This is a genomic window from Pantoea sp. CFCC18177, assembly GCF_059412425.1.
This window is the reverse complement of sequence record NZ_JBNBPL010000002.1, coordinates 366,709-391,410: the sequence shown is the minus strand read 5'-3', so window position 1 is coordinate 391,410 and position 24,702 is coordinate 366,709. Positions and strand designations below refer to the sequence as shown.

28 protein-coding genes and 1 other RNA gene are annotated in these 24,702 nt (G+C 53.0%); 11 read left to right on the top strand and 18 right to left on the bottom strand.

Features of this window, described 5'->3' with window-relative positions; translation table 11 throughout:
• The first annotated feature begins 18 nt into the window (after positions 1-18).
• The 5 genes from ACPUC8_RS03940 to ACPUC8_RS03920 all read left to right on the top strand — a co-directional run bounded on the left by ACPUC8_RS03940 (position 19) and on the right by ACPUC8_RS03920 (position 3,353).
• On the top strand, positions 19-441 hold the full coding sequence (locus ACPUC8_RS03940) for a hypothetical protein (RefSeq protein WP_038645291.1): 423 nt from the start codon (positions 19-21) through the stop codon (positions 439-441).
• A gap of 117 nt (positions 442-558) precedes the next feature.
• A complete protein-coding gene (locus tag ACPUC8_RS03935) occupies positions 559-696 on the top strand; it encodes a hypothetical protein (protein ID WP_156138073.1) in 138 nt (45 codons plus the stop codon).
• A gap of 46 nt (positions 697-742) precedes the next feature.
• A complete protein-coding gene (locus tag ACPUC8_RS03930; protein ID WP_052206118.1) occupies positions 743-1,702 on the top strand; it encodes an ABC transporter substrate-binding protein in 960 nt (319 codons plus the stop codon).
• 20 nt (positions 1,703-1,722) lie between these two features.
• Complete coding sequence (locus tag ACPUC8_RS03925; RefSeq protein WP_052206120.1) at positions 1,723-2,568, top strand: ABC transporter permease; 846 nt, start codon at positions 1,723-1,725, stop codon at positions 2,566-2,568.
• On the top strand, positions 2,568-3,353 hold the full coding sequence (locus ACPUC8_RS03920; protein WP_494925605.1) for an ABC transporter ATP-binding protein: 786 nt from the start codon (positions 2,568-2,570) through the stop codon (positions 3,351-3,353). The genes ACPUC8_RS03925 and ACPUC8_RS03920 overlap by 1 nt, the downstream gene beginning before the upstream one ends.
• Positions 3,354-3,448: 95 nt before the next feature.
• On the opposite strand, the gene ACPUC8_RS03915 is transcribed toward ACPUC8_RS03920, so the two are convergent.
• Genes ACPUC8_RS03915 through ACPUC8_RS03895 form a run of 5 tightly spaced genes read right to left on the bottom strand, consistent with a single transcriptional unit; the run spans position 3,449 to position 8,404 of the window.
• A complete protein-coding gene (locus ACPUC8_RS03915; RefSeq protein WP_039333525.1) occupies positions 3,449-4,114 on the bottom strand; it encodes an ABC transporter ATP-binding protein in 666 nt (221 codons plus the stop codon).
• Entirely contained in the window at positions 4,107-4,940 is an 834-nt protein-coding gene (locus ACPUC8_RS03910) for an ABC transporter ATP-binding protein (RefSeq protein ID WP_039333523.1), read from the bottom strand. The genes ACPUC8_RS03915 and ACPUC8_RS03910 overlap by 8 nt, the downstream gene beginning before the upstream one ends.
• Positions 4,930-5,787 (bottom strand): ABC transporter permease, encoded by an 858-nt coding sequence (locus ACPUC8_RS03905; RefSeq protein ID WP_039333521.1) that lies wholly within the window; start codon positions 5,785-5,787, stop codon positions 4,930-4,932. Before ACPUC8_RS03905 ends, ACPUC8_RS03910 begins: the two co-directional genes overlap by 11 nt.
• Complete coding sequence (locus ACPUC8_RS03900) at positions 5,784-6,836, bottom strand: ABC transporter permease (RefSeq protein WP_039333518.1); 1,053 nt, start codon at positions 6,834-6,836, stop codon at positions 5,784-5,786. Before ACPUC8_RS03900 ends, ACPUC8_RS03905 begins: the two co-directional genes overlap by 4 nt.
• Complete coding sequence (locus ACPUC8_RS03895; RefSeq protein ID WP_039333516.1) at positions 6,836-8,404, bottom strand: ABC transporter substrate-binding protein; 1,569 nt, start codon at positions 8,402-8,404, stop codon at positions 6,836-6,838. Before ACPUC8_RS03895 ends, ACPUC8_RS03900 begins: the two co-directional genes overlap by 1 nt.
• A 1,063-nt stretch (positions 8,405-9,467) precedes the next feature.
• Between ACPUC8_RS03895 and mgtA the strand changes: the two genes are divergently transcribed.
• Together mgtA and ACPUC8_RS03885 are read left to right on the top strand one after the other, a co-directional pair.
• Positions 9,468-12,194 carry a magnesium-translocating P-type ATPase gene (gene mgtA, locus ACPUC8_RS03890; RefSeq protein WP_494925604.1) on the top strand — a complete coding sequence of 909 codons (2,727 nt, stop codon included), beginning with the start codon at positions 9,468-9,470 and terminating at the stop codon, positions 12,192-12,194.
• A 159-nt stretch (positions 12,195-12,353) separates the two neighbouring features.
• Positions 12,354-13,031: an SDR family oxidoreductase gene (locus ACPUC8_RS03885; RefSeq protein ID WP_058968106.1), complete on the top strand. Its 678-nt coding sequence runs from the start codon at positions 12,354-12,356 to the stop codon at positions 13,029-13,031.
• Between the two features lie 35 nt (positions 13,032-13,066).
• Here the strand turns inward: ACPUC8_RS03885 and ACPUC8_RS03880 are convergent, their stop codons facing one another.
• From ACPUC8_RS03880 to smpB, 9 genes are all read right to left on the bottom strand, one after another.
• The gene (locus ACPUC8_RS03880) at positions 13,067-13,726 is read right to left on the bottom strand and encodes an epoxyqueuosine reductase QueH (RefSeq protein ID WP_494925603.1); all 660 of its coding nucleotides are present in this window, start codon (positions 13,724-13,726) and stop codon (positions 13,067-13,069) included.
• Positions 13,727-13,793: 67 nt separating this feature from the next.
• Positions 13,794-14,249, bottom strand: coding sequence for a hypothetical protein (locus tag ACPUC8_RS03875; protein WP_494925602.1), 456 nt, complete (start codon positions 14,247-14,249; stop codon positions 13,794-13,796).
• Positions 14,250-14,264: 15 nt separating this feature from the next.
• Entirely contained in the window at positions 14,265-14,540 is a 276-nt protein-coding gene (locus ACPUC8_RS03870; RefSeq protein ID WP_494925601.1) for a contact-dependent growth inhibition system immunity protein, read from the bottom strand.
• Between the two features lie 161 nt (positions 14,541-14,701).
• Positions 14,702-15,058 carry a KPN_00521 family repetitive protein gene (locus ACPUC8_RS03865; protein ID WP_039329947.1) on the bottom strand — a complete coding sequence of 119 codons (357 nt, stop codon included), beginning with the start codon at positions 15,056-15,058 and terminating at the stop codon, positions 14,702-14,704.
• Positions 15,059-15,252: 194 nt separating this feature from the next.
• Entirely contained in the window at positions 15,253-16,107 is an 855-nt protein-coding gene (locus ACPUC8_RS03860; protein ID WP_494925600.1) for a PA4780 family RIO1-like protein kinase, read from the bottom strand.
• 403 nt (positions 16,108-16,510) lie between these two features.
• Positions 16,511-16,786, bottom strand: coding sequence for a hypothetical protein (locus tag ACPUC8_RS03855; protein WP_494925599.1), 276 nt, complete (start codon positions 16,784-16,786; stop codon positions 16,511-16,513).
• A 111-nt stretch (positions 16,787-16,897) separates the two neighbouring features.
• Entirely contained in the window at positions 16,898-17,194 is a 297-nt protein-coding gene (locus tag ACPUC8_RS03850; protein WP_039329941.1) for a contact-dependent growth inhibition system immunity protein, read from the bottom strand.
• 142 nt (positions 17,195-17,336) lie between these two features.
• Positions 17,337-17,699, bottom strand: a transfer-messenger RNA (tmRNA) gene (ssrA, locus tag ACPUC8_RS03845).
• A 43-nt stretch (positions 17,700-17,742) separates the two neighbouring features.
• Positions 17,743-18,225 (bottom strand): SsrA-binding protein SmpB, encoded by a 483-nt coding sequence (gene smpB, locus ACPUC8_RS03840; RefSeq protein ID WP_039329939.1) that lies wholly within the window; start codon positions 18,223-18,225, stop codon positions 17,743-17,745.
• A 158-nt stretch (positions 18,226-18,383) separates the two neighbouring features.
• Here smpB and ACPUC8_RS03835 point away from each other — a divergent pair, with 158 nt between their 5' ends.
• Both ACPUC8_RS03835 and ACPUC8_RS03830 read left to right on the top strand, forming a co-directional pair.
• A complete protein-coding gene (locus ACPUC8_RS03835) occupies positions 18,384-18,818 on the top strand; it encodes a type II toxin-antitoxin system RatA family toxin (RefSeq protein WP_494925598.1) in 435 nt (144 codons plus the stop codon).
• Positions 18,811-19,101, top strand: coding sequence for an RnfH family protein (locus ACPUC8_RS03830; protein WP_039329935.1), 291 nt, complete (start codon positions 18,811-18,813; stop codon positions 19,099-19,101). The genes ACPUC8_RS03835 and ACPUC8_RS03830 overlap by 8 nt, the downstream gene beginning before the upstream one ends.
• A 55-nt stretch (positions 19,102-19,156) precedes the next feature.
• Here the strand turns inward: ACPUC8_RS03830 and bamE are convergent, their stop codons facing one another.
• From bamE to nadK, 3 genes are all read right to left on the bottom strand, one after another.
• Positions 19,157-19,504, bottom strand: coding sequence for an outer membrane protein assembly factor BamE (bamE, locus tag ACPUC8_RS03825; protein ID WP_038645338.1), 348 nt, complete (start codon positions 19,502-19,504; stop codon positions 19,157-19,159).
• A 309-nt stretch (positions 19,505-19,813) separates the two neighbouring features.
• A complete protein-coding gene (gene recN, locus ACPUC8_RS03820) occupies positions 19,814-21,475 on the bottom strand; it encodes a DNA repair protein RecN (protein WP_494925597.1) in 1,662 nt (553 codons plus the stop codon).
• Between the two features lie 85 nt (positions 21,476-21,560).
• Positions 21,561-22,439 (bottom strand): NAD(+) kinase, encoded by an 879-nt coding sequence (gene nadK / locus ACPUC8_RS03815; RefSeq protein ID WP_039329930.1) that lies wholly within the window; start codon positions 22,437-22,439, stop codon positions 21,561-21,563.
• A 122-nt stretch (positions 22,440-22,561) separates the two neighbouring features.
• On the opposite strand from nadK, the gene grpE reads away from it, so the two are divergent.
• Positions 22,562-23,140: a nucleotide exchange factor GrpE gene (gene grpE / locus ACPUC8_RS03810; protein ID WP_039329975.1), complete on the top strand. Its 579-nt coding sequence runs from the start codon at positions 22,562-22,564 to the stop codon at positions 23,138-23,140.
• A gap of 50 nt (positions 23,141-23,190) precedes the next feature.
• Here the strand turns inward: grpE and ung are convergent, their stop codons facing one another.
• A complete protein-coding gene (ung, locus tag ACPUC8_RS03805) occupies positions 23,191-23,868 on the bottom strand; it encodes a uracil-DNA glycosylase (RefSeq protein WP_494925596.1) in 678 nt (225 codons plus the stop codon).
• 265 nt (positions 23,869-24,133) lie between these two features.
• On the opposite strand from ung, the gene grcA reads away from it, so the two are divergent.
• On the top strand, positions 24,134-24,517 hold the full coding sequence (grcA, locus tag ACPUC8_RS03800; protein WP_039329927.1) for an autonomous glycyl radical cofactor GrcA: 384 nt from the start codon (positions 24,134-24,136) through the stop codon (positions 24,515-24,517).
• The last annotated feature ends 185 nt before the right edge of the window (positions 24,518-24,702 follow it).

Sequence of the window (24,702 nt, the reverse complement as noted above, 5' to 3'; positions counted from 1 at the left end):
TGCTAAAGCGGACCTGCTATGAACCTGCGACACCTTCTTCCTGCCACTGCGCTGCTGCTGAGCGGCTGTGCCACTATTGTGGGCACGGAAACGCAGCCGGTAAAAATTGACTCTGTGCCGCAGGGCGCGCGCTTCACCGTGCAGGATGAGACGGGACGCGCCGTGGCACAGGGCTACACGCCACAAACCGTCGAGCTGGCAAAATCCACCGGCAACTACTTCGGTAAGAAACACTATCAGGTGATGCTGGAGAGCCCAGGTTATGTGCCGGTGACCCTGCCGATCGAGGCCAGTGCCAACCTGTGGTATCTGCTGGGTAATATTCCTCTGCTGGGCTTCCCCGGCTGGTTGCTGGTCGATCCGTTCTATGGCGGCATGTACGACCTGAAACCTGAACATCCGCAGCCACGTTTGAACGTGGTGGGTGCGCGCGGCGGTTAAATCCTCATCGGACCGTAGCGGCGTGATTTATCACGCTTGTTTGGGCCTTCATACATTGCTGACCGATGCGCAATAAATTGCGCCGCTACGATGAAACGCTGAACGGTGCGCGCCGCTATGACTAAACGCTGGCGCACCAGCATGACCAAACTTCCCGCTATTGATGCACCGCTCCGGTGCATCAACCCACGACACCACCGCACCACCTCTGGCTTTACTGTTCTGGCACAGGCATTGCTTGGCTTGTATAGATAAGACTATACAACCGTTGTTTTTCATCACCTTTTATCAGGAGTGGAAGATGGGCAAGCCAGTGCAACATGTTGTTCGTGTGTTAACCGCAGCGGTACTTTGCGCCAGTGCTTTGGGTGCGCAAGCCGCTGACACCAAAATCGCTATCGGTATCTCCGGCTGGACCGGTTTTGCCCCGCTAACGCTGGCGGATAAGGCCGGGATCTTCAAAAAGCATGGTCTTGATGTCGATGTGAAAATGATCCCGCAAAGCAGCCGACATCTGGCGGTGGCGTCCGGCACCATCCAGTGTGCCGCAACCACCGTGGAAACCTACATCTCCTGGAACGCGGCAGGCGTGCCGATCAAGCAGATCGTCCAGCTGGACAAATCCTACGGCGCGGATGGCCTCGCCACGCGCAGTGACATCACCAGCATCAAAGATCTGAAAGGCAAAACCATCGCGGTGGATGCACCGGGTACCTCGCCTTACTTCTTGCTGGCGTGGATGCTGGATAAAAACGGCATGACGATGAAAGACGTGCGTCTGGCCACCATGGCGCCACAGGCGGCTGCGCAATCCTTCGCGGCGGGTCAGAACGACGCGGCGGTCACCTATGAACCCTATTTATCGGTGATCCGCAATCAACCCAAGGCGGGGAAAATCCTCGCCACCACGCTGGATTATCCGATGGTGATGGACACGCTGGGTTGTACGCCGACCTTCCTGAAAGCGCACCCGGACGCCGCCAAAGCGCTGGTGGCCAGCTATTTCGATGCGCTGGAAATGATCAAACAGCAGCCTGACAAGTCCAACGAAATCATGGGGGCTGCGGTGAAATCCACCGGCAAAGAGTTTGCCGAATCAGCCAGTTTCTTGCGCTGGCAGGGGCCAGAGGAGAACAAAAAGTTCTTTAACGGTGAGATTGAAACCTTTAGCGATGAAGCGGGCAAACTGCTGCTGCGCGCGGGTGTGATCAAGAAAATGCCAGACGTGAAAAGCTTGTACGACGCCAGCTTCGTGCAGTAAGCAGGAGAAAGGAGATGGAGATGAGCAAAAGCCAACCGGTAAGCCCGCCTGCGTCACTGCCCGATGCGCCCACGCGCTGGCATAACCCGTTAATGGTGCCGCTGAAAGCCATTTCGCTGCGCTTGCGTATCGCGCTCGGCGTGGCGTTCTTTGTGCTGTTCATCGCGGTGTGGACGCTGGTGACGCTGGGCGGCATGGTATCGCCCACGTTTCTGGCGGATCCACTTACCATGCTGCAGCAGGGCGTGGTGCTGTTCACCGAGTACAACTTCTCGTTGGATATCGGCATGACGGTGATGCGCGTGCTGGCCGGCTTCTTACTGGCCGCGATAATTGGTGTGCCGCTGGGCATCATGATGGGCGCCTATAAAACCTGGGAAGCCTTTCTCGAACCCTTCGTCTCCTTTTGCCGTTACTTACCGGCTTCGGCATTTGTGCCGTTGCTGATCTTGTGGGCCGGTATTGGTGAAACGCAGAAGATTTTGGTGATCTTTATCGGCTCATTCTTCCAGATCGTTTTAATGGTAGCGGTGACCGTCAGCGGTGCGCGGCGCGATCTGGTTGAAGCCGCCTACACGCTGGGATGCAGCAACCGTTCGATCGTGCGCCGCGTGCTGATACCGGGCGCGGCACCGGGCATTGCCGAACTGCTGCGCTTAGTACTGGGTTGGGCGTGGACCTATGTGATCGTCGCTGAGTTGATCGGATCGGAGAGTGGTATCGGCCATATGATCGTCGATAGCCAGGCGCTGCTTAATACCGGGCAGATCATTTTCGGCATCATTGTGATTGGCTGCATTGGCCTGATCTCCGACTATCTGTTCAAAGTGCTCAACCGGCGCTTATTTGCATGGAGTACCTTGTGATGAAGCACAGCAAACTTAACGTTCGCGGTGTCGAACGCATTTTTACCGGGCCCAAAGGCGAGAAAACCCAGGCGCTGCAACCGATCCACTATCAGGTGGAGGAGAATGATTTCATCACCATTCTCGGGCCGTCAGGCTGCGGCAAATCTACGCTGCTGCGCATCATTGCCGGTTTGGATACGCCAACGCGCGGGGAAATCTGGCTGGACGGCAAGAGCGTGGAGGGGCCGGGGGCCGATCGCGGCATGGTGTTCCAGAGCTACACCTTGTTTCCGTGGCTGACGGTGGAAGAGAACATCCGCTTTGGTTTGCAGGAGCGCGGTCTCAGTGCGGCACAGCAGAAAGAGCGCAGCGATTATTACATCCAGCAAGTGGGATTACGCGGTTTTGCCCAGCACTATCCGCGTCAGCTCTCTGGCGGGATGCAGCAACGTACCGCGATAGCCCGTGCGCTGGCCAACGATCCCAAAGTGCTGTTGATGGATGAACCCTTTGGCGCGCTGGATAACCAAACGCGCGTGATGATGCAGGAACTGTTGCTGTCCGTGTGGGAGCAGTCGCGCAAAACCGTATTGTTTGTGACGCATGACATTGATGAAGCGATTTTTATGGCGAACAAAGTGGCGATATTCAGCGCGCGCCCTGGCCGCATCAAACAGGAAGTGGCGGTGAATTTTAACGCGCAGCGGGATTACACCATCAAAACGTCACCAGAATTTATGACGCTCAAAGCCGAAGTCACCGAATCGATTCGCAGCGAAACGCTGCAGGCGATGGCGCATTAAGCGGGGATAAAATGTGTAGCGGCGCAATGTATTGCGCATTGGTAAGCCATGTCGACATGCGCGATAAATCGCGCCGCTACGATTGGAGGATGGGGTTAAGCCACTATTCGGCCCTGCGCCATGTGCGCCGCACGGTCGCACATATGATCGATCACATCGGGATCGTGGCTCACCAGCACCATGGTCAATCCATCATTCTGCTTCAGATCGTTCAACAGGTTGAGGATCTCCGCCTGCACCGACATATCCAGCGCTGAGGTTGGCTCATCGAGCAGTAGGATCTTCGGCTCCAGCAGCAGCGCGCGTACTATCGCCACACGTTGCCGCTGTCCACCAGAGAGCTGATGCGGATAGCGATCCGCCAACGCCGGATCCAAACCCACATGGCGGAAGCCGTCATTAATGCGATCGTCGATATTGTCGCGCTTCAGCATTTTCAGCGGTTCTGCCAGGGTACGGCGCAGGCGATGACGCGGATGCAGCGAGGCATAAGGGTCCTGAAACACCATCTGCACATCACGGCGCAGTGGACCGGTAAAGGCTTTACCCGGTTGCACCGCGGTGCCTGCCAGCTGCATCGTGCCGCTCCAGAAGGGATTCAACCCGGCCATCACCCACAGCAGCGATGACTTGCCACAACCCGAAGGCCCAACCAGACCAAAACATTCACCCGGCGCAACCTGCAGCGAAACATCATGCACCACGGTACGCAGCTCGTAGCCCTGTTTGTGGGACACGCTGAGGTGGCTTAACTCAATCATCACTCTTCTCCAGCGATGCACGATCCAACACCGGCAGACGTTCGCCGTGTGTCGCTTTGCTGGGACGACACGCCCACAGTGTGCGGGTGTAGGGATGGGTGGCATGAGCAAGCTGCGCTGCAGGCAAGGTATCCAGCAGACGGCCCTTATACATCACCATCACCCGATCGCAGTGTTCGGAAACCTGCTGCAGATCGTGGCTGATCAACAGCAAGCCCATATTTCGCTGCTCGACCAACCGACGGATCAACGCCAGCACCTGATCGCGCATCGCGTGATCGAGCGCTGAAGTCGGTTCATCGGCAATCAGCAGATCGGGATCGGTGATCAGCGCAATCGCCAGCATCACGCGTTGCCCCATACCGCCAGAGAGTTGATGAGGATAGCGTTTCATCAACTGGCGCGGCTCGGGAAGACCGACCGCCTCCAGCATCTCGCACACTTTGGCTTTGCGTTCGGCTCGGCTCATTTTGCGGTGCAGCACCAGCGGCTCTTCCACCTGCCAGCCGATGGTGCGCGTCGGATTCAGCGCGTATTTCGGGTCCTGCATCACCATCGCCACTTTGCCACCGCGCAGGGTGATCCAGTCACGTTCACTCAGTGACAGCGCATCAGCTCCCGCCACCTGCAAACAATCGGCTTGCAGATGCAGAGCGGGTGACAGCAAACCCATCAGTGAGCGGGCGGTGAGTGATTTGCCGGAACCGGATTCACCGACCAGCGCCACGCGCTCACGGCCAATCTGGAAAGCGATATTATCCACCAGCAGTGCATCCTTGCTGCGGATGGTCAGCCCTTGGACATCAATTAACAGATCATTTGGCATGACGAGTATCCAGTCGGTCGCGCAGGCCATCGCCTGTCAGGTTAAACGCCAGGCTGGCAAACAGAATCGCACCGCCAGGTGCGGCGGCTACCCACCACTGATCGAAAATCACTTTACTGCCTTCCGCGACCATTGAACCCCATTCGGCCGTCGGCGGTTGCACGCCCATGCCGAGGAAGCCCAGACCGGCTGCGGAAAGAATGATGCCACCCAGACTCAGTGCGGCGCGCACCACGGCTGTCGGTAAACACAGCGGTAAAATGTGGCCGAACATCAGGCGCAGACCGGTAATGCCCTGCATGCGTGCGGCAGCCAGATAATCACTGCGGCGTAACGCCAGGGTTTCAGCACGTGCCTGGCGGGCAAATGGCGGCCAGCTGGTTAGCGCCAGCGCCAGCGCGCCGTTCATCAATCCCGGACCGAGCATGGCAACCAGCGCCAGGGCGATAACCAGATTCGGCAGTGACAGGAAGATATCGGTGATGCGCATCAGCACGCGCTCGGTCCAGCCGCCGACATAGCCCGCCGTGATGCCAACCAGCAGGCCAACCGGAATGGTCAGCAGCAGAATCAGCGACACCAGCAGCAGCGTCGGCCGCGCGCCGTAGATCACGCGGGACAATAAATCACGGCCAAAGCCATCGGTACCGAACCAGTGCACGGCAGAAGGGGACTGCAAGCGCTGGGCAATCACCTGCGCGTTAGGATCGAACGGGGCCAGCAGCGGGGCAAACAGCGCCATCGCCACCACAATCAACACCAGCGTCAAGCCAATGGTAAGTGAGGTGACGCGTGCGCGGCGGCGGGGTGGCCGCACGGTTTCCAGTTCAGAGAGTTGTTGAGTCATCGGGTTCTCGGATCGGTTAACCAGGTTAAGGCATCGGCCACGGCGTTAAGCAGAATAAAGCAGCTGCCAATCAGCAGGGTCGAGCCGAGAATCGCGGGTGTATCCGAGGAAAACAGCGCGTTCGTCATGTAGCGTCCAACACCTGGCCAGGCAAATACCGTTTCGGTTAACACTGAGCCTTCCAGCAGTGTGGCGTACGAGAGGGCGATGACGGTGATCAGCGTGCCAAGGACGTTGGGAAAGATATGGCGTAACAGGATGCGAGTGCGGCCTGCGCCTTTTGCGCGCGCCAGAATCACATACTCCTTGCTGCTCTCTTCCAGCAGCGCCGCGCGCAGTAGGCGCGTAATGCCGGCCATCGCCAGCAGACCGAGGATCACCACCGGCAGCCACAGGTGCGCAATCGCATTGCGGAACATTTCAGGATCGCCAGACAGCCAGCTATCGATCAGCACAAAGCCGGTTTTCGGCTCCAGCGTGTAGATCCAGATATCATCCAGCTGTCCCGGTCCAGCAGACCAGTGCAGCACCGCGTAAAACAGCAGCAGACCGAGCAGGCCCAACCAGAACACCGGTACTGAATAGCCGAGCAGTGAAATAAAACGCGCCACGTTATCAATGACGCTACCCGGCTTCCACGCCGCCAGCAGCGCCAGCGTAATGCCAAACACGGCGGCAAAGATCATCGCGCAAGTGGCCAGTTCGATAGTGGCTGGAAAGGTGCGCATCAAATCCGCGCTCACCGGCTGATTGGTGAGATGCGAAAGCCCTAAGTTGCCCTGGGCCAGATGGCTGATATAGCGCCAGAACTGTACCAGTACCGGCTGATCGAGACCGAGATCGTGACGCACCTGCGCATAAGTTGCTTCGCTGGCGTGATCGCCCGCGATTTGCTGTACCGGATCGACCGGCGACAGGTGCGACAACATGAAAGTGAACGCTAACAAACCTACCAGCGTCACCAGCAGTGATAACACACTGGTGAGCAGGCGGCTAAAGCGTTGCCAGAGCGGCCGGGCGAACCCGGCCTGTGAAGCAGACACTGCCATTACTTAGAAACCTGTGAGTAGTACACCATGTCTGGGTTAATCCCCTGCACATAGCCTTTCAGGTTATCGCGCAGTGCAATCAGGTTACGTGCCTGCAAACCGATCACATACGGTGAGTTTTTCAGCACTTCACGCTGCATTGCCTGGTACATTTCCACACGCTTGTTGCTGTCGGCTTCGGCGGTGGCCGCCAGCGTCTGCTTGCTCAATTCTGGAATATGCCAGTCAGAGCGGTAGGCAATGGTTTTACTGCCATCTTCTGGGTTGTAAGCGAAGGAGGCGGCATTGGTGTTCGGATCGAAATAGTCCGCACCCCAGGCATTCAGCGTGGCTTCATACTGGTGCGCTTTCACGCGGGTTGACACTTCAGAACTCAGACCCGGCTGCACTTCCACCTTCACGCCACCTTTGGCAAAGCTGCCCTGCAACGCCTGAGCGATATCCAGGTACGGCGGTTGGTTGCTGGTGGAGAGTTTAAAGCTGACGTTGGTCAGGCCCGCTTTCTTCAGAATGGCTTTGGCTTTTTCCGGATCGTAGCTGTACGGCGTATCATTCAGCGCGCCGAGGAAACCTTTAGGCAAGAAAGTCTGATGGACTTCGAACTGGCCTTTCAGCAGATCGTTGGCGATGCCTTTATAGTCGAACAGGTAACGGGCCGCTTCCCACAGCGCAGGATTCTTCAGCACCGGGTTCTCACCGACGTTGAACTGGATGTAATAGAGCGAGGCCATAGGAATCGCTTCGGTCTTCACACCCGCTTTGTCTTTCAGCGCGGCGATTTGGTCAGCGCCGAGGTTACGTGCGATATCCACATCGCCCTGCTCCAGCAGCAAGCGACGCGCAGCGGGCTCAGGCACGTTCTTGATTAAGATGTTTTTCAGCTTCGGTGCACCAGCCGGTGACGTCGGGTTGGCGGTGAGCAGTACCACTTCATGCAGCACCACTTTACGGATCTGATACGGGCCGCTGCCAGCAGAATTGGTGCCCAGCCACGCGTGACCGAAGTCGCCGTTTTTCGCGTTGGCTTGTGCGGTTTTCTCATCAACAATCGATGAAACCGGGGCAGACAGCAGGCTCAGCACATAGGCCGGGCTGACGTTGGCGCTCCAGCTAATCTGCACATGATTGTCATCGACCTTCTTCAGGAAAGTATCGACGTTATCTTTATTCCAGCCCAGTTGGGTCAGGATAAAGGAAGGGTCGAGGTTCAGTTTCACCACGCGGCCCAGCGAGAAGATGACATCTTCCGGACGCAGCGGATTACCGCTGGCGAATTGCGCGCCTTTGCGCAGTTCAAAAGTCAGGCTGCGATTATCACTGCCTGAAGTCCATGAAGTGGCCAACGTGGGTTTCAAATCCGTGGGATTGGTCGGGTCAGACTGGACCAATCGTTGATAGATGTTAGTGAACGCTTGCACTGTAGTCAGTTCAAAGCCCTGTGCGGGGTCGAAGCTATCAGCATCATCAGTCGACTGCGCAATCACCAGCGTATCCTTTGGTGTTGCGGCCTGAGCAGAGAAGGCGGCTACCAGCGATAACGCCAGCAGTGAGGGAATAATTTTTTTCATGTTGTTTCCTTGCCTTAAAAAAGTAACGCGAGTTTACGAGAGCGGCGTAATGAAGAATAGTCAATTTATGGCTATGCATATGCTTTAAGGTTCTAAGTGCGTTAGTTCAGTTATATACCCTTCATCCTTCAAGTTTCAGGAGCGTTGGCTACGTGCATTCACCTCAGTCACTTACTTCAGTAAGCTCCTGAGGATTCATGCACTTGCCGCCTTCCTGAAGCTCGAATTATTTTGGGTATACCCTTCATACATACTTCAAGCTGCAGGAGCGTTGGCTACGTGCATTCACCACAGTCACTTACTTCAGTAAGCTCCCGAGGATTCATGCACTTGCCGCCTTCCTGCACCAAGAGTAGGCCCCATGAGGGGACTCGAATTATTTTGGGTACAAGCTTGTTAAACAGGGGGGGATTGATGCCGCAGGATGAGGTAGGCGCGCGCGTGTTTTCGCGCTTCTATCAACCAAATCGCAACGAAAATTAAATGAATAACGCAACGGGAATAATTAACTTTACTTCGCTTCCTTCGGGAATATAATAGCGCCAACTTCAAACAGGAGAATTCAGTTGGACAGTCACCCTTTAAGATGGCAATACAAGGCAAGCTGACGCGCGAATTCTTTTGTCGCTGCTTGCCAACACGGCGGGCAGCAATCCTCACCTCTCTCTGATGATTGTTCCCTTTAAAACTGGTTGTAACGGGCTGAAACCCGTGGGGATTTCATCATGCACATGATTTTAAACGCACTTTTCCCTCCGCCTCGATGCGCGCGCTGATCTTCAGCGTGCAGATTTAGCCGTTACTGGCGCATGCCCTGTTACGTCCATAGAAAATTTTGGGCGGTCTGAGGGCTGCATTCAGTAGCGGAATCGACATCGTAATATTCATTTCTCGTTTATTTAAACGAGCGATTTTCTTCGCCCTTATTTCCGGGAGGTAATATGGAAATTCCCGACAGGTTATTTTTAATCATCTAACGCTAAGCCGTTAATTTAATTTATCCCACATTATGCGCTCAACGCGCAGGGACTTTTATTGCCGTAAAAAAAAGAGGAATGTCATTATGACTGACATGAAACTCAACCAGGACAAAAAAGCCTGGAACAACAGCGTGCGCCAGCCACGCCAAAAAACACCGCGCTATCTGATTGAAGACGAAGCGGGTTTCACCGCTGATGAAACACTGGTGCGCCTGCGTAGTGATGCATTGGGGTTGAGTGAACGTGAAGCCGAAGCGCGTCTGGAAGTCTACGGCCGTAATCAGGTGGAACATGATAAAGCGCCACCGGCGCTGATTCAGCTGTTTCAGGCGTTTAACAACCCATTTATCTACGTATTAATGGCGCTGGCCGCAGTCAGCTTTTTCACCGATTACTGGATGCCGATGCGCAAAGGCGAGGAGACCGATCTGACCGGTGTCATCATCATTGTGACGATGGTAACGCTCAGCGGTTTGCTGCGCTTCTGGCAAGAATTCCGTACTAACAAAGCCGCACAGGCGTTGAAATCCATGGTGCGCACCACTGCCACCGTGCTGCGCCGTGAATCCGCGCAGCAGCCGCCGGTCAAACAGGAAGTGGATATCGCCACGCTGGTGCCGGGTGACATTATCTATCTCTCTGCGGGCGATCTGGTGCCTGCTGATGTTCGTCTGCTGGATTCGCGTGACCTGTTTATCAGCCAGGCGATTTTGACCGGTGAATCCCTGCCGGTTGAGAAATATGACGTCACTGGTCATGTCACCAGCAAAGGAGCCGGGGCGAGTGATCAGGGCGCTTCACTGCTGGAGCTGGGCAGCGTCTGTCTGATGGGCACCAATGTCTCCAGCGGCAGTGCCAAAGCAGTGGTGGTGGCTACCGGTAGCGAAACTTACTTTGGCAGCCTGGCGAAATCAATCGTCGGTAACCGCACGCAAACGGCATTTGATCGTGGGGTCAATAGCGTGAGCTGGCTGCTGATCCGCTTCATGCTGGTGATGGTGCCGGTGGTGCTGCTGATTAACGGTTTAACTAAAGGCGACTGGCTGGATGCGTCGCTGTTTGCTCTGGCCGTTGCGGTTGGCCTGACACCGGAAATGCTGCCGATGATCGTCAGTTCCAACCTGGCCAAGGGCGCGATCGCTATGTCACGCCGTAAAGTGATTGTGAAACGGCTGAACGCGATTCAAAACCTGGGAGCGATGGACATCCTGTGTACCGATAAGACCGGGACGCTGACACAGGACAACATCATCCTCGAACATCATCTGGATTGCGCCGGAGTGGAAAACTCCCGCGTGCTGATGCTGAGCTGGCTCAATAGCCACTATCAGAGCGGCACGCCAAACCTGATGGATCGCGCCATTCTGCGTTATGGCAAAGATCGTATCAGTGCCGATATGGGTGACTATTACGCCAAAGTGGATGAGCTGCCGTTTGATTTTGTGCGTCGTCGCGTTTCAGTGGTCGTGCGCGATCGTCGCCTCAACCAACAGATGCTGATTTGCAAAGGTGCAGTGGAAGAGATGCTGAGCATCGCCACCGCCGAGCGTGAAGGGAAGCTGGTGCAGCCGCTCGATGAAAAACGTCGTGCAGAGCTGCTGGCGTTGGCACATCAATACAACGAACAGGGCTTCCGCGTATTGCTGGTCGCCAGCCGTGTGTTGGAGGAGTCAGGCTTGCAGCAGGCGCTGAACGTAGCGGATGAGCAAGGGCTAACCGTGGAAGGGCTGCTGACCTTCCTTGATCCACCGAAAGAGAGCGCCGCCAAAGCGATTACCGCACTGCGCGAAAACGGCGTCAGCGTCAAAGTGTTGACCGGCGATAATCCGGTGGTCACCGCGCGCATCTGCCAGCAGGTGGGGATAGATAGCGGAGATATCGTCACTGGCGACCAGATTGCCATGATGAGCGATGAGCAGCTGGCTAACGCCGCCGCGCAGAGTGCAGTGTTTGCCAAACTGACACCGTTGCAGAAATCACGCATTTTACGCGCGCTGCAACAACAAGGGCATACCGTTGGCTTCCTCGGCGACGGCATTAATGATGCACCCGCGCTGCGTGATGCCGATGTGGGCATTTCAGTCGACAGCGCCGCAGACATCGCCAAAGAATCTTCTGACATCATCCTGTTGGAAAAGGATCTGATGGTGCTGGAAGAGGGGGTGATGAAAGGACGCGAGACCTTCGGCAATATCATCAAATATTTGAACATGACCGCCAGCTCTAACTTCGGCAACGTGTTCTCCGTGCTGGTGGCGAGCGCCTTTATTCCTTTCCTTCCGATGCTGGCGATTCATCTGCTGATCCAGAACCTGATGTACGATCTGTCTCAGTTGGCATTGCCTTGGGACAAAATGGACCGCGAGTTCCTGCGCAAACCGCGTAAATGGGACGCGCGTAATATCAAACGCTTTATGCTGTGGATTGGGCCAACATCGTCAATCTTTGATATCACCACTTTTGCCGTAATGTGGTACGTGTTTGCCGCTAACACACCTGAAATGCAGTCTCTGTTCCAGTCAGGTTGGTTTGTGGAAGGGTTGCTGTCACAGACGCTGGTGGTGCATATGCTGCGCACGCAGAAAATACCGTTCATTCAGAGCCGGGCTGCATTGCCGGTGCTGCTCGCCACCGCATGCGTGATGATTGCCGGTATTCTGCTGCCATTCTCTCCGCTGGGCAGCATGGTGGGACTGGTGCCGCTGCCATGGTCATATTTCCCATGGCTGGTGGCGACATTACTCGGTTACTGCGTAGTCGCACAGGGTATGAAAACGCTGTACATCAAACGCTTCGGCCAGTGGTTCTAAACCCATGGAGGCACTATGCGGAAACGGAATCTCGATAAGGTGGTGTGCCACCTGCTGATAATGATGGTGGTGATCATTGTGCTAACGTTGGTGTTACGTTAGTGAAACCAAGGGCAGGTTATCCTGCCCTTTTTGCCTTTTAACTGCGGGAAGGGAAAAATGAGCCAAGCAAAACGCGCGTTGATTATTGGTGCTTCAAAGGGGATTGGGTTGGCGGTGGTACAACAACTGCTCGCCGATGGCTGGGAGGTAACCGCCACTTATCGCAGCACCGCCGTGTCTTATCAGCATGAGAAGCTACGCTGGATGCCACTGGATATCACCATCGCCACTCAGCGTGAGCACTTACTTCAGCAACTTAAAGGCCAGCACTTTGATCGTGCTCTGATCAATGCTGGCATTCTCGGTCCGGACTCGATGGAGCTGATCGCCACCAGTGATGACGAGTTAATGCAGCTGTTTATGACCAACTCGGTGGCCCCCATCCGCATGGCTGAAGGTCTGTTGCCACTACTGCAGGAAAAGCAGGGCGTGCTCGGCATCACCACATCACGCCTCGGTAGCCTGACCGAAAATCCCGAGGCGCTTCGCCCTTATTACTCGGCCAGTAAGGTTGCGCTCAACATGCTGAGCCGCGCCTTGGTTCAGCAGATGGCCTCGCGTGGCACCACCTTGCTGTCACTGCATCCGGGCTGGGTGAAAACCGATATGGGTGGCGACGATGCGGATATCACCGCCGTTGAAAGTGCGCAGGGGTTAGTGGCACAGATGGATGGTTTTGCCGGGCAGGGCGGACATCACTATGTCGATTACAGCGGCAGAGTATTGGCCTGGTGATAATGACGGCCTGCTGGTGGTTGCCAGCAGGTTATTTACTCTTCGTCTGGCGAGTAATATTGCACGCCAATTTCAATGCGCTCTCGACCGCTGGCCACGCGATGACGGTTGCTGTCGCGCAGTGAATAGATGCAGCCGCAATACTCCTGCTGATAGAAACGCTCGCGCTTGCTGATCTCGATCATGCGCGAGGATCCACCGCCTTTACGCCAGTTAAATTCCCAATACAGCATATCGGGATAGTGCGCGGCTGCACGGACGCCGCAGTCATTGATCTGCTTCATATCCTTCCAGCGTGAAATGCCCAGCGAACTGGTGATCACTGGAAAGCCATTTTCATGCGCGTACAGTGCGGTTCGTTCAAAACGCATATCAAAACACATGGTGCAACGCACACCGCGCTCCGGCTCCCATTCCATACCACGTGCACGTTCAAACCAGTTGTCTTTATCGTAATCGGCATCAACGAAAGGCACGCCAAACTGCTCAGCAAAGCGGATATTCTCCTCTTTACGCAGCGCGTACTCTTTCAATGGGTGAATGTTTGGGTTGTAGAAGAAGATGGTGTAATCGATACCGGAAGCCAGCATCGCTTCCATCACTTCCCCCGAGCAAGGCGCGCAGCAGGAGTGCAACAGCACTTTGTTGTGACCGTTGGGTAAGGGCAGGGGCTGGCGTTTGAAGGTGTCAGACATAAGAGAATCTGGTTAATGGAGTGTTGGGCTGAGTGTAAAGCCATTTACACATAGACGCAAAAACCGCTCAGTCTTCGTGTTTTAAGATTACCCATTTTTTGAAACCGAATTGACGTTGTACACCTGCGGGGTCGCCGATGAAGGGCAGCGTGACTTGTGCTGCATCTCTGACTTGCAACGACCAGAGCTTCTCATCCATGAAGTGGAATCGAATGTGGTCATCACACAGGGACAAGTTACTGAACTGTCCAGAATGGTAGGCCAATTCAATGTGGATCACTTCCAATACACCCAGCTCAAGCTGACATAGCACAATGGTGAGCGATTCTTCGAACAGAATGCCATCGGTGATGAACAGCAGGTAACGCTCAGCACTGATCTCAACGGCCGCTTCCGGTATCGATCCTGGCACGATGATACCGGTGTGGCGGTTGTCCAACAGGACTTCAGACTGTGCTTGCAAGAAGTCAGTGGCTGGCTGGATTTGTTTGAGGGTTAAATGATTGGCTTGGCAGATAGTCATTAGAATTTAAGGATATCAATTAATTGCGTGAAAGATGGCAAGCAATAAATCTTTCCCATCATCTTGAGAGAAACTGTTGTGATATCGGTCGTGAAACTCTTGTTGGATTGCAACGTCATCCAGTTCAAGAAAACGGCTAACCTCAGATTGCAGCGATTTCTTATCTTCTGATGACAGTTCGGCAACATAGACATTAATGGCCTCATTGATAGTATCTGCACCAGTGATTAAATCAAAGTCTTGGTTCAGTGTTCCCTCTATGAGCTGATCTAAGTTTGCAGTAATTAGCATGGGTCAAACCTCTGGATGTACGCTAAGCGTGTAGATTTTTCCTTAGAAGATACATGCTCGTATACTGATGAAGTCTCTGGGAGTTAGAAACTTATTACCTCTGTTGGAGCGTAAATGAAAAAGGCCGCAATCGCGGCCTTTCGGTATTCAGTCAGAAGAAATTACTCGGTCACTTTCTTCTTCAAATCGCTGGCACCTTCTTTGGTAGCATTCCAGCCTTTGGTTGCACCTTCTTTGGTCGCATCAACGCCTTTCTCGGTGCCTTCTTTGGTTTTGTTCCAACCTTTTTGAGCGCCTTCGCTGATTTTGCTGGTGGTGCTGTTGCTCTTACCTTCAGCAGCATGCTGCGCTTTCAGCTTCTGCTCTTCGCCTTGATGCTGCGCTTTGTGCAGTTTTTCTTTGGCGGTGTTTGCGCCCGCTTGTGCGTTCGCTACGGTTTCGTCAGTGGCATGTGTAGTCGCGGCAAAAGCCGAAGAAGCCAGCAGCAGGGCCGATACAGCAATAATTGTCTTTTTCATGAATATTCCCTCATCAATCGCTCTGTGAGTTATGAGCGTAGCTAACAATGGCACGCTCAGCCAGAATTGGCTCCAGGAATAACCTTAATTGAATCATTAGGTTTGGATGGTGCGAAAAATGTGCAGTGGCAGCAAGCCGATTGCAGATTTATCAGAGGGTAGTGTTGAGCGCGATGTGAGTTATGCAGTCATCATTACTCTTCGTCACGCTCTTTAGCCGCACGCTGGCGCTCATAATACTCATCTTCAGCAGATATGATTTCGTCTAGCAGTGAATCCATATCCACATCGTGAACCTCTTCCACAAAGCGCCCGGTTAATGGCGTTTCTGGCGTTAACTTTCCGTCTTCATATAACTGCCAGATTTCCTTAGCAAAACGCGTTGCCAGGATTTGTGGGGCAAACTGGCCGTAATAGGCGGTGATGTTATTGACATCGCGCGCGAACATCGATTCAGCGTGGTTATTCGCCGCTGCATCCACCGCTTGCGGCAGGTCAATGATCACCGGACCTTGAGCATCCTGCAGTACATTAAATTCCGACAGATCGCCATGCACGATCCCGGCACATAACATGCGCACGATATTGCGAATCATGGTGTCAAAGTCAGCCAGCGCTTCCTGTTCCGACAGCATGATATCGCTCAGACGAGGCGCAACGGCACCATCTGCATCGGTAACCAGTTCCATCAACAACACGCCGTCCAGACACATATAAGGCTCTGGCACGCACACGCCGGCTTTAGCGAGGCGAAACAGTGCATCCACCTCAGCAGTATGCCAGACGTCCTCTTGCTGCTTGCGTCCAAATTTGGAGCCTTTCTGCATAGCACGGGCGCTACGGGAGTTGCGCACTTTACGCCCTTCCTGATATTGCACGGCTTGCTTGAAGCTGCGTTGCGATGCCTCTTTGTACACTTTGGCACACTGAACCTTGTCACCGCACAGCACGGTGTAAACGTCAGCTTCTTTGCCGCTTTTCAGCCGCTGAAGCACGTTATCAATCAGGCCATCATCGACCAGAGGTTGGATTCGGTTTGGAATTTTCATGCGGCTTTATACCTTATTTAAGAGGCTTTCCGCATCAAGAACATGGTGAGTTGCATGGAAAAACCTAACGAGCATCGATAGTTGTAGATGCTTGTAACATCATCCCACAAAACCATTGGCACAAAAAAGCCCGTGGGGCTTTCAACTTAAGTGCTTATAGGACTTTATTGGATGATTCTGGAGTTAAGATGGAGCCTTAAAGGCTTGCACAACATGGTCTGTGCGGGCTTTGCTGTGACTGCCTTGTCCCATTGAGAGTGAATAGATTTCACATCTCACGGCACCCTGTTTTTGACTCACAGTTTAAGGACGCAAAGTTTCAAGATTTGGAACAGGATAAAAGCCATCCTCCAAAAAAAATTCAGAAGAAGTCATGTTAAAGGAGAATGATGGGGTAGATATTTTATTTTTTATTGATTAGTTTAAATTCATTTCTTCTATTTCCTGTGGCAATACAGCTGCCATCGGTCATTCTGATATAGTAATAAACTGGATTTGGGAAGTGACCTAACATCCAAGGAAGTTCGTCGTTATATTTTATATCTGAGGTGGAAATGATCCAGACAGGCTCTCCATGCAAAACGGTTTCCTCTGCTTCATGATAATTCTCATCCCAGGCATTTTCGCTTTTAACAGCATATTCTTTCGCTATCTGTAATGCCTTTTCTTTAGAGATCATCGTTGTACTCCGTACCACGCTCTGTACATTATTTGTTTAATGCAGTTTTCTTCCGTGTGTCTATCGTGTACCTATTATTTTTTCTCATTAGGAAATGTACTCCTGAAAGCGTCACTTCTGTGAGCAAATCTGACGTACAGTCATCAGGAATTCATGAACAGTGGTTTCCCATAGTTCAGGCGCAAAATCAAACTCGTATCGTTTCTTGAACTCTTCCTCTACACCATCAGCATAGGTGGAGATGAAATCATCAACTTCTTCAACCAGATCTTTCAGCATCCAATCTGGCGCTGATTTTTTGAATATTTGAACGGTCCCTTCGATTGTGTCTTCTCCATCATTGATGATGTCGGCGTCCTGGTTGAAATAACCGAAAATCAGTTGGTCTAGAAAGTGGAAGTTTTGCATTTGTACCTTAAGCCTGCCAAATCTCATTAGATTCGAGCTTAGCATCCCGGAAGATTACAGGCACAAAAAAGCCCGCAGGGCTTTCACCGTGCGGGCTCTTAGGACTTCATCGGATGACTCTGGTGTCACCGATGGAGAATTTTGGTGGAGCTGGCGGGAGTTGAACCCGCGTCCGAAATTACTACACCGTCGGCACTACATGCTTAGTCAATCTTTACATTCGCCGGCCAGCTGCGGACAGACACGCCACTGACAAACTAGCCTGATTAGATTTAATGCTTCAACCCCAGGCAGGGCATCCACACGATCTCTTTTGGGTTTGACCTCTCTTGATCCCCGTCTTAAGAGCGGAAGCTAGGGAGAGAGGGCTTCAAAGCAGGGTATTAAGCTGCTAAAGCGTAGTTTTCGTCGTTTGCGACTATTTTTTTGCGGCTTTTTACGAGGCAAACCGCCCCTCGGCATGCTCCTAAGGCTTCACAATCCCGTCGAGTCCAGAATCAGCCCCAGAACTTCTCATACTACAGAAAGATGACGTCTGAATCCAGTGCTTAACGCTTTGAATTCTTCATAATACGTGCTTTATCCATCTTCCATTCACGTTCTTTCACGTCGTCACGCTTGTCGTGTTCTTTCTTACCGCGTGCCACACCAATTTTCAGTTTGGCCCAGGCGTTTTTCCAGTACATCGACAACGCAACCACGGTAAAACCTTCGCGATTCACTCGGCCATAGAGCGAGTCTAGTTCGCGCTGTTTTAACAGCAGTTTACGGTTACGGGTCGGGTCGCACACCACGTGTGTGGAGGCTACGGCCAGCGGTTGGAAAGTGGAACCAAACAGATAGGCTTCGCCATCGCGCAGCAAAATATAGCTGTCGCTGATGTTGGCTTTACCGGCGCGGAGTGATTTGACTTCCCATCCTTGCAACGACAGACCTGCTTCGAACTCTTCTTCAATGAAGTATTCGTGGCGAGCGCGTTTGTTGAGGGCAATAGTGGCTGAACCGGGTTTGTGAGCTTTTTTCTTTGTCATAGTGCGGCGTAGTCTACATCACTCAGTCTGTGGGCGCATCCCCCTGTCCTGGGGGCGGTAAAAAACAGTTCATTTTAGCACAGCTAGCAAACCCGTGAATTTTGTTTGGTAACCGAAAATGGTATTATTCAACGGTTTTGTGATGAACAGGAACCATTATGGCCCAGATTAGCCGTTCGGCGTTGGTCCCCTATAGCGCTGAGCAGATGTACCGTCTTGTTAATGACGTGGATGCTTATCCCGAATTTCTGCCAGGCTGCACGGGTAGCCGAGTGTTAGATAACAGCGGAAATCAGATGACGGCGGCGGTGGATGTCTCGAGAGCAGGCATCAGTAAAACCTTTACCACGCGCAATACATTGATCAGTAATCAAAGCATTTTGATGCAACTGGTTGACGGTCCTTTTCGTAAGCTGACCGGTGGGTGGCACTTCACCTCTTTAGGAGATGATGCCTGTAAAGTCGAGCTAAGCCTCGACTTCGAATTCACCAACATGCTGGTAGAAATGGCGTTTGGTCGCATCTTTAAAGAGTTGGCCAACAGTATGGTGCAGGCGTTCTCACAGCGCGCCAAAGAGGTTTACCGTGGCTGATATCAGCGTTGAAGTGGTGTATGCGCTGCCCGAAAAGCAGTATTCGCGCACTGTCACGCTCGATGAAGGCGCGACGGTAGAGCAGGCGATTAAAGCATCGGGACTCTTAACGCTGCGCAAAGACATTGACCTGAAAAGTAACAAAGTCGGTATCTTCAGCCGCCCGGTCAAATTGGGTGATGCCGTTCAGGATGGCGATCGTGTAGAGATTTATCGCCCGCTGATTGCCGATCCGAAAGAGATGCGCCGTCAACGCGCGGAACGTTCAGCTACCAATAAGTAACCCAATCTCAGACACAAAAAAAGGCGCTCAGGCGCCTTTTTTTGTTGTCATTCACTTAGCCTTCCGACCCAGTGAGCTTCGGTTTGTTGTCGATATTGGTCAACGTACCGTTGCTGTCGAAGGTCAGCGTCAGCGTTTGCTGTTTTACACCTTCATGACCTGGTTCCTGGCGGAACACGTAATACCAAACGTTGCTGCCAAACGGGTCGTGCATCATCGGCGTGCCGAGCGTGTAGGCAACCTGTTGCTGCGTCATGCCGGTGTGAATCTTCGACACATCGTTGGCGACCAGGTAGTTACCTTGGTTGATGTCCGGGCGATACACTACGCGCTCAAGGGTGGAACATCCGGCGGTCATCATCAACATTACCACTGCCGCGGCAGTCAGCGTTTTACAGCGCATCTATACATTCCTTTTCTGGGGCCAAACGCCTTTCATCAGGCAGTTTTGTTGCCATCGAAATCTGAACTCTGCATACGGCAGGCTTTATTATGGCGATATATACCCTTCATACTTCAAGTTGCAGGTGCGTTGACTAAGTGCATTCACCTCAGTCACTTACTTCAGTAAGCTCCTGAGGATTCATGCACTTGTCGCCTTCCTGAAACTCGAATTATTTTGTGTATTACTCCCGATGATAATAAACCTTTGTCCTATTGGAAACCTCTACAGAGCAAGCATATGACCATTGGGCCAGAAAAAAGTGCGGTATCAGGCTGCTAAAAGTTCTTTGGCGTTGGCCAGGGTGTTACGCGTGACTTCGCTGCCGCCCAGCAAACGTGCCAGTTCTTGCAGGCGAGCACGTTTATCCAGCGGCTGCATATGGGTTTCTGTCATGGCGCCATCCGTCTCTTTACTGACGAAGAAGTGTTGATGTCCGCAACCGGCTACCTGTGGTAAATGCGTCACGCACATCACCTGGGTTGACTCACCCAGTTGACGCAACATTTGACCCACCACCGCAGCCGTTGGTCCACTGATACCGACATCGACTTCATCAAAGATCATCGCCGGGGTTTCCATTTTCTGCGCGGTGATTACCTGGATCGCCAAGGCGATACGTGACAGTTCACCGCCGGACGCCACTTTGCCCAGTGGTTGCAGCGGTTGGCCTGGGTTGGTGGTCACGCGGAATTCAATACGGGTTGCGCCGTCCGCCGTCAGTTGATCGGCATTGAATTCCAGCTCAATGGCAAACTGACCGTGCGGCATGGAGAGGGTGCGCATGCTTTGGGTAATCAGTTGGCTCAACTCATGTGCTGACTGTTCACGCAGCTGATGCAGTTTTTCCGCACAGGCCAGTGCCGCCTGATGATGGGCAACGACTTCAGTTTGCAACGTTTCCTGATCGCTCTCTTGCTGCGACAGCTGTTCGGCTTCATCCAGCAACTGCTGATACAGCACCGGCAAGGTTTCCGGGGAAACGTGATGCTTACGGGACAAGGCGATCTGGCGTGACAGGCGCTGCTCCAGCTCATGCAAGCGGTTAGGATCGAGATCCAGTCGCTCGCAGTAATGGCGCAATTCATCGCTGGCTTCACTCAACTGAATCGCGGCTTCTTCCAGCAGATTGAACACGCCACTCACTTTGTCATCCAGCGTCACTAATTCACCCAGCATATTACGGGCGCTATACAACAAACTTTGCAGGTTCGTATCGTCACTGTCGGCAAGAATCTGCAGGGCCTGTTGGCTGGTTGAGAGCAGTTGGCCGCTATTAGCCAGGCGCTTGTACTCTTCATCGATCTGTTCAAACTCACCAGGCTGCGGGGCAAATTCATTGAGTTCTTTTAGCTGATATTGCAGCAGTTCACGACGCGCCTCACGCTCTTGCGAGAGTTGCTGATGCTGCGCCAGCGCGCGGCAGCTTTGATGCCAGCGCTGGTAGTGCTGGCGCATGTCGGTGAGCAGGCCATCATGGGCTGCATAGGCGTCCAGCAGGTGTTTTTGGTGATCGGATTTAAGCAGGAGCTGATGCGCATGCTGACCGTGAATCTGGATTAGCAGTTGGCCCAGTTCGCGTAGCTGTGAGAGCGGTACGGAAGTGCCGTTGATAAAGCCACGGGAACGGCCATCGGCGCTGATCACGCGGCGCAACAGGCACTCGTTGCCTTCATCAAGTTGATTCTCGATCAACCAGCGCTGGGCTGACGGCGAGGCTTTCAGTTGGAAGCGCGCACAGATATCTGCTCGACTGGCACCCTGACGCACCATATCTGCTTCAGAACGGCCGCCCAGGCACAGGCCCAACGCATCAATTGCGATGGATTTACCTGCGCCGGTTTCCCCTGTGATTGCTGTCATACCACGATGAAAGTCAATCTCCAGTTCACGAACGATAGCAAAGTTACTGATGGTCAGTTGTGCCAGCATAGAATCACCTGTATGTAAAAACAGATATGGTTTTTCATACAGTATAAACTGGTTTTTTATACAGTAAAGTAGCTGGCGGTGATTTTCAGAACAATTTTTTAGACCAGCCTAATTTTGAGCTTAAGGTATTAAAATAATTGTAATTTTTTGGATGGATAAGATTGAGGTGATGAGCGCTGCGACGGATCAACACATCCTCTCCTTCCTGAATTGGCAGCGCGATTTGGCTGTCGCAACTGATCTCCAGGTCGCTTCGCAGTGAGGAAAAACGCAGGCGAATGGTGCTGCTGCTGTTAATCACCAACGGGCGAGCGGAAAGCGTGTGTGGGAACATCGGCACCAGCGCAATCGCATCCAGCGACGGCGTCAGGATCGGGCCGCCAGCGGAAAGCGAGTAGGCGGTTGAGCCCGTCGGTGTGGAAATAATCAATCCATCGGAGCGCTGTGAAAACGCAAAGACTTCATCGATATAGACCTCGAATTCAATCATATGCGCCACTTTGCCCGGATGCAGCACCACTTCGTTGATAGCGCTGCCAATACGCGGTGAGCAGTCTTGCTTACACACTTGTGCTTCCAGCAGGAAACGGCTCTCCACGAAGTATTCGCCCTGCAGCACATCATCTAACTGTTGCTGAGCGTTGTCGGGGTCGAGATCGGTGAGAAAACCGAGATTGCCGCGGTTAATCCCAATCACTTTAATGTCATAACGTGCCAGCACGCGCGCGGCACCCAGCATGTTGCCGTCACCCCCGACCACGACCGCTAAATCGGCGCGTTGACCGATATCCGCCAGGCTGCCGGTTTCCACATCTTTCAAATTCAATTCGCGGGCAATCTGCTGCTCGACGATCACCTCATAGCCTTTTGCTGTCAGCCAGCGCCAGAGCATTTCATGGGTGGTTAACGCAGTGGGATGACGCGGATGACCCACAATCCCAATGCAGTTAAAGTGTTTGTTCATTTAGCAGGTGTTCCTCATAAGCCAAAACGGCCAGGCAATGTGATGGGTTCACTTGAAACCGTCAAACTGATCCCCATAATAAGCCAACCAGCGAGATGAATGTGCAAAACGCGGAGAAATTCATGAGTAGTAAAGAACAGAATACCCCTAACGAGCAAGTCTCAGACGAAATTCAACAGGATCAACAGCACGTGGACGCAGAGACGGCAACTGAGGTGGATCCGCGTGATGAGCGTATTGCGCAACTGGAAGCTGAATTAGCCCAGTCGCAGACCGGCGTGCGCGATGCGCAGCTGCGTGCTCAGGCGGAGATTGAAAATATCCGTCGCCGTGCCGAAATGGACGTGGAAAAGGCGCACAAGTTTGCGCTGGAAAAATTTGCCAATGAGCTGCTGCCGGTGATCGATAGCCTGGAGCGCGCGTTGGAAGTGACCGACAAAGAGAACACCGAGCTTGCCTCTATGATTGAAGGCATCGAGCTGACGCTGAAATCCCTGCTGGGTGCCGTACGTAAGTACGGTGTGGAAGTGGTCGGTGAAACCAATGTGCCATTCAACCCAGACGTGCATCAGGCGATGTCGATGATTGAATCTGAAGATATGGCGCCTAATCACGTGCTGATGGTGATGCAGCGTGGTTATACCCTCAATGGTCGCCTGCTGCGCCCGGCGATGGTGGCCGTGACCAAAGCAAAAGGTTAATTAGCCCGTTTTAAAGATCAACGGCCGCTGAATGCGGCCGTTTTTATTTGTCAGGGTAATACCGGCATCCAGTCGATAGGTGTTTGCCCAGACTGGCGCAGCAGCGCATTGGCCTGCGAGAAGTGCTGGCTGCCGAAAAATCCACGGTGGGCCGAGAGCGGTGAAGGGTGGGGCGCTTTCAAAACGTGATGGCGCTGAGTATCAATGATGCTGCCTTTCTTCTGCGCATGTGAACCCCACAGCAAGAAAATCACCCCTTCACGATGTTGATTAATGGCGCTGATCACGTTGTCGGTAAAGGTTTCCCAACCGAAACGCGCATGGGAATGCGCCTTGCTGGCTTCGACGGTGAGCACGGTGTTTAACAGCATCACGCCTTGCGTGGCCCAGCTTTCCAGAAAGCCATGCTTTGGGCGGATAAAACCGGGAATATCCTTCTCAAGCTCTTTGTACATATTCAATAGAGAAGGCGGGATGTTCACGCCCGGTAATACCGAGAAGGCCAAACCGTGGGCCTGATTGGGACCGTGATAGGGATCCTGGCCCAGAATCACCACTTTGATGTCACCCAGCTCCGTCAAACGGAAGGCATTGAACACATCTTTCTGCGGCGGATAAACGGTGACACCGGCTGCGCGCTCATTCGCCACCGCTTTTAACGTGTCGATAAAATAAGGTTTCTCTTTCTCTTCAGCCAGCACACTGTGCCAGGTTAGCTTTTCAGCCATTTTCAACTCCCTGCAAAATTTTGCACCTAGCTTAACGTGTCGTAAGCGGTAGCAGAAGGGTAAAAATAATTTGAGAAAACACAAAAAAAGTTATTGCGCATAATGGTTATGAATCAATTTGTTAGTTTTTTCGCTGACATTCGGGCTGGGCATAATTGATGCAGGTCAAAACGGCCTGTTTATCGGGGTGATATACCAGAGCATCTAATCACATGATGAACCGCGCTGTGCCTGTCAGCAGCGCATCAAAGCCCTGGAGGTCACTATGATTACTGGTATTCAAATTACTCAGGCCAACAACCCAAAACTTCTGAACTCATTCTGGTTGCTGGATGACGAGAAAGCCGAAGCGCGTTGCCTGTGTGCTAAAGGCGATTTCACTGAAGATCAGGTCGTTGCGATCAGCGATTTGGGCGAGATTGCTTACCGTGAGATCCCACTGGAGCAGAAGCCAGAAGTGCGTATTGAAGGGGGCCAGCATCTGAATGTGAATGTGCTGCGCCGTGAAACGCTTGAAGACGCCGTCAAGCACCCGGAGAAATATCCGCAGCTGACCATTCGTGTTTCAGGTTATGCGGTGCGCTTTAATGCGCTGACGCCGGAACAGCAGCGCGATGTGATTACCCGTACTTTCACTGAAAGTCTGTAATTGATCGGCTGACCAAAAGTCACACAATCATTCAGGCCGTGCCGATGTCAGTCGGTGCGGCCTTTTTTGCATTTAATGATGTGCGCCAAGAGTGTCAGAAAGGTCATTGAGATGAAAAGCGTAGCGTGAAGGCTATTTCTTATCTTCAGACATAAAAAAACGCCTCAAAAGAGGCGCTTTAATTG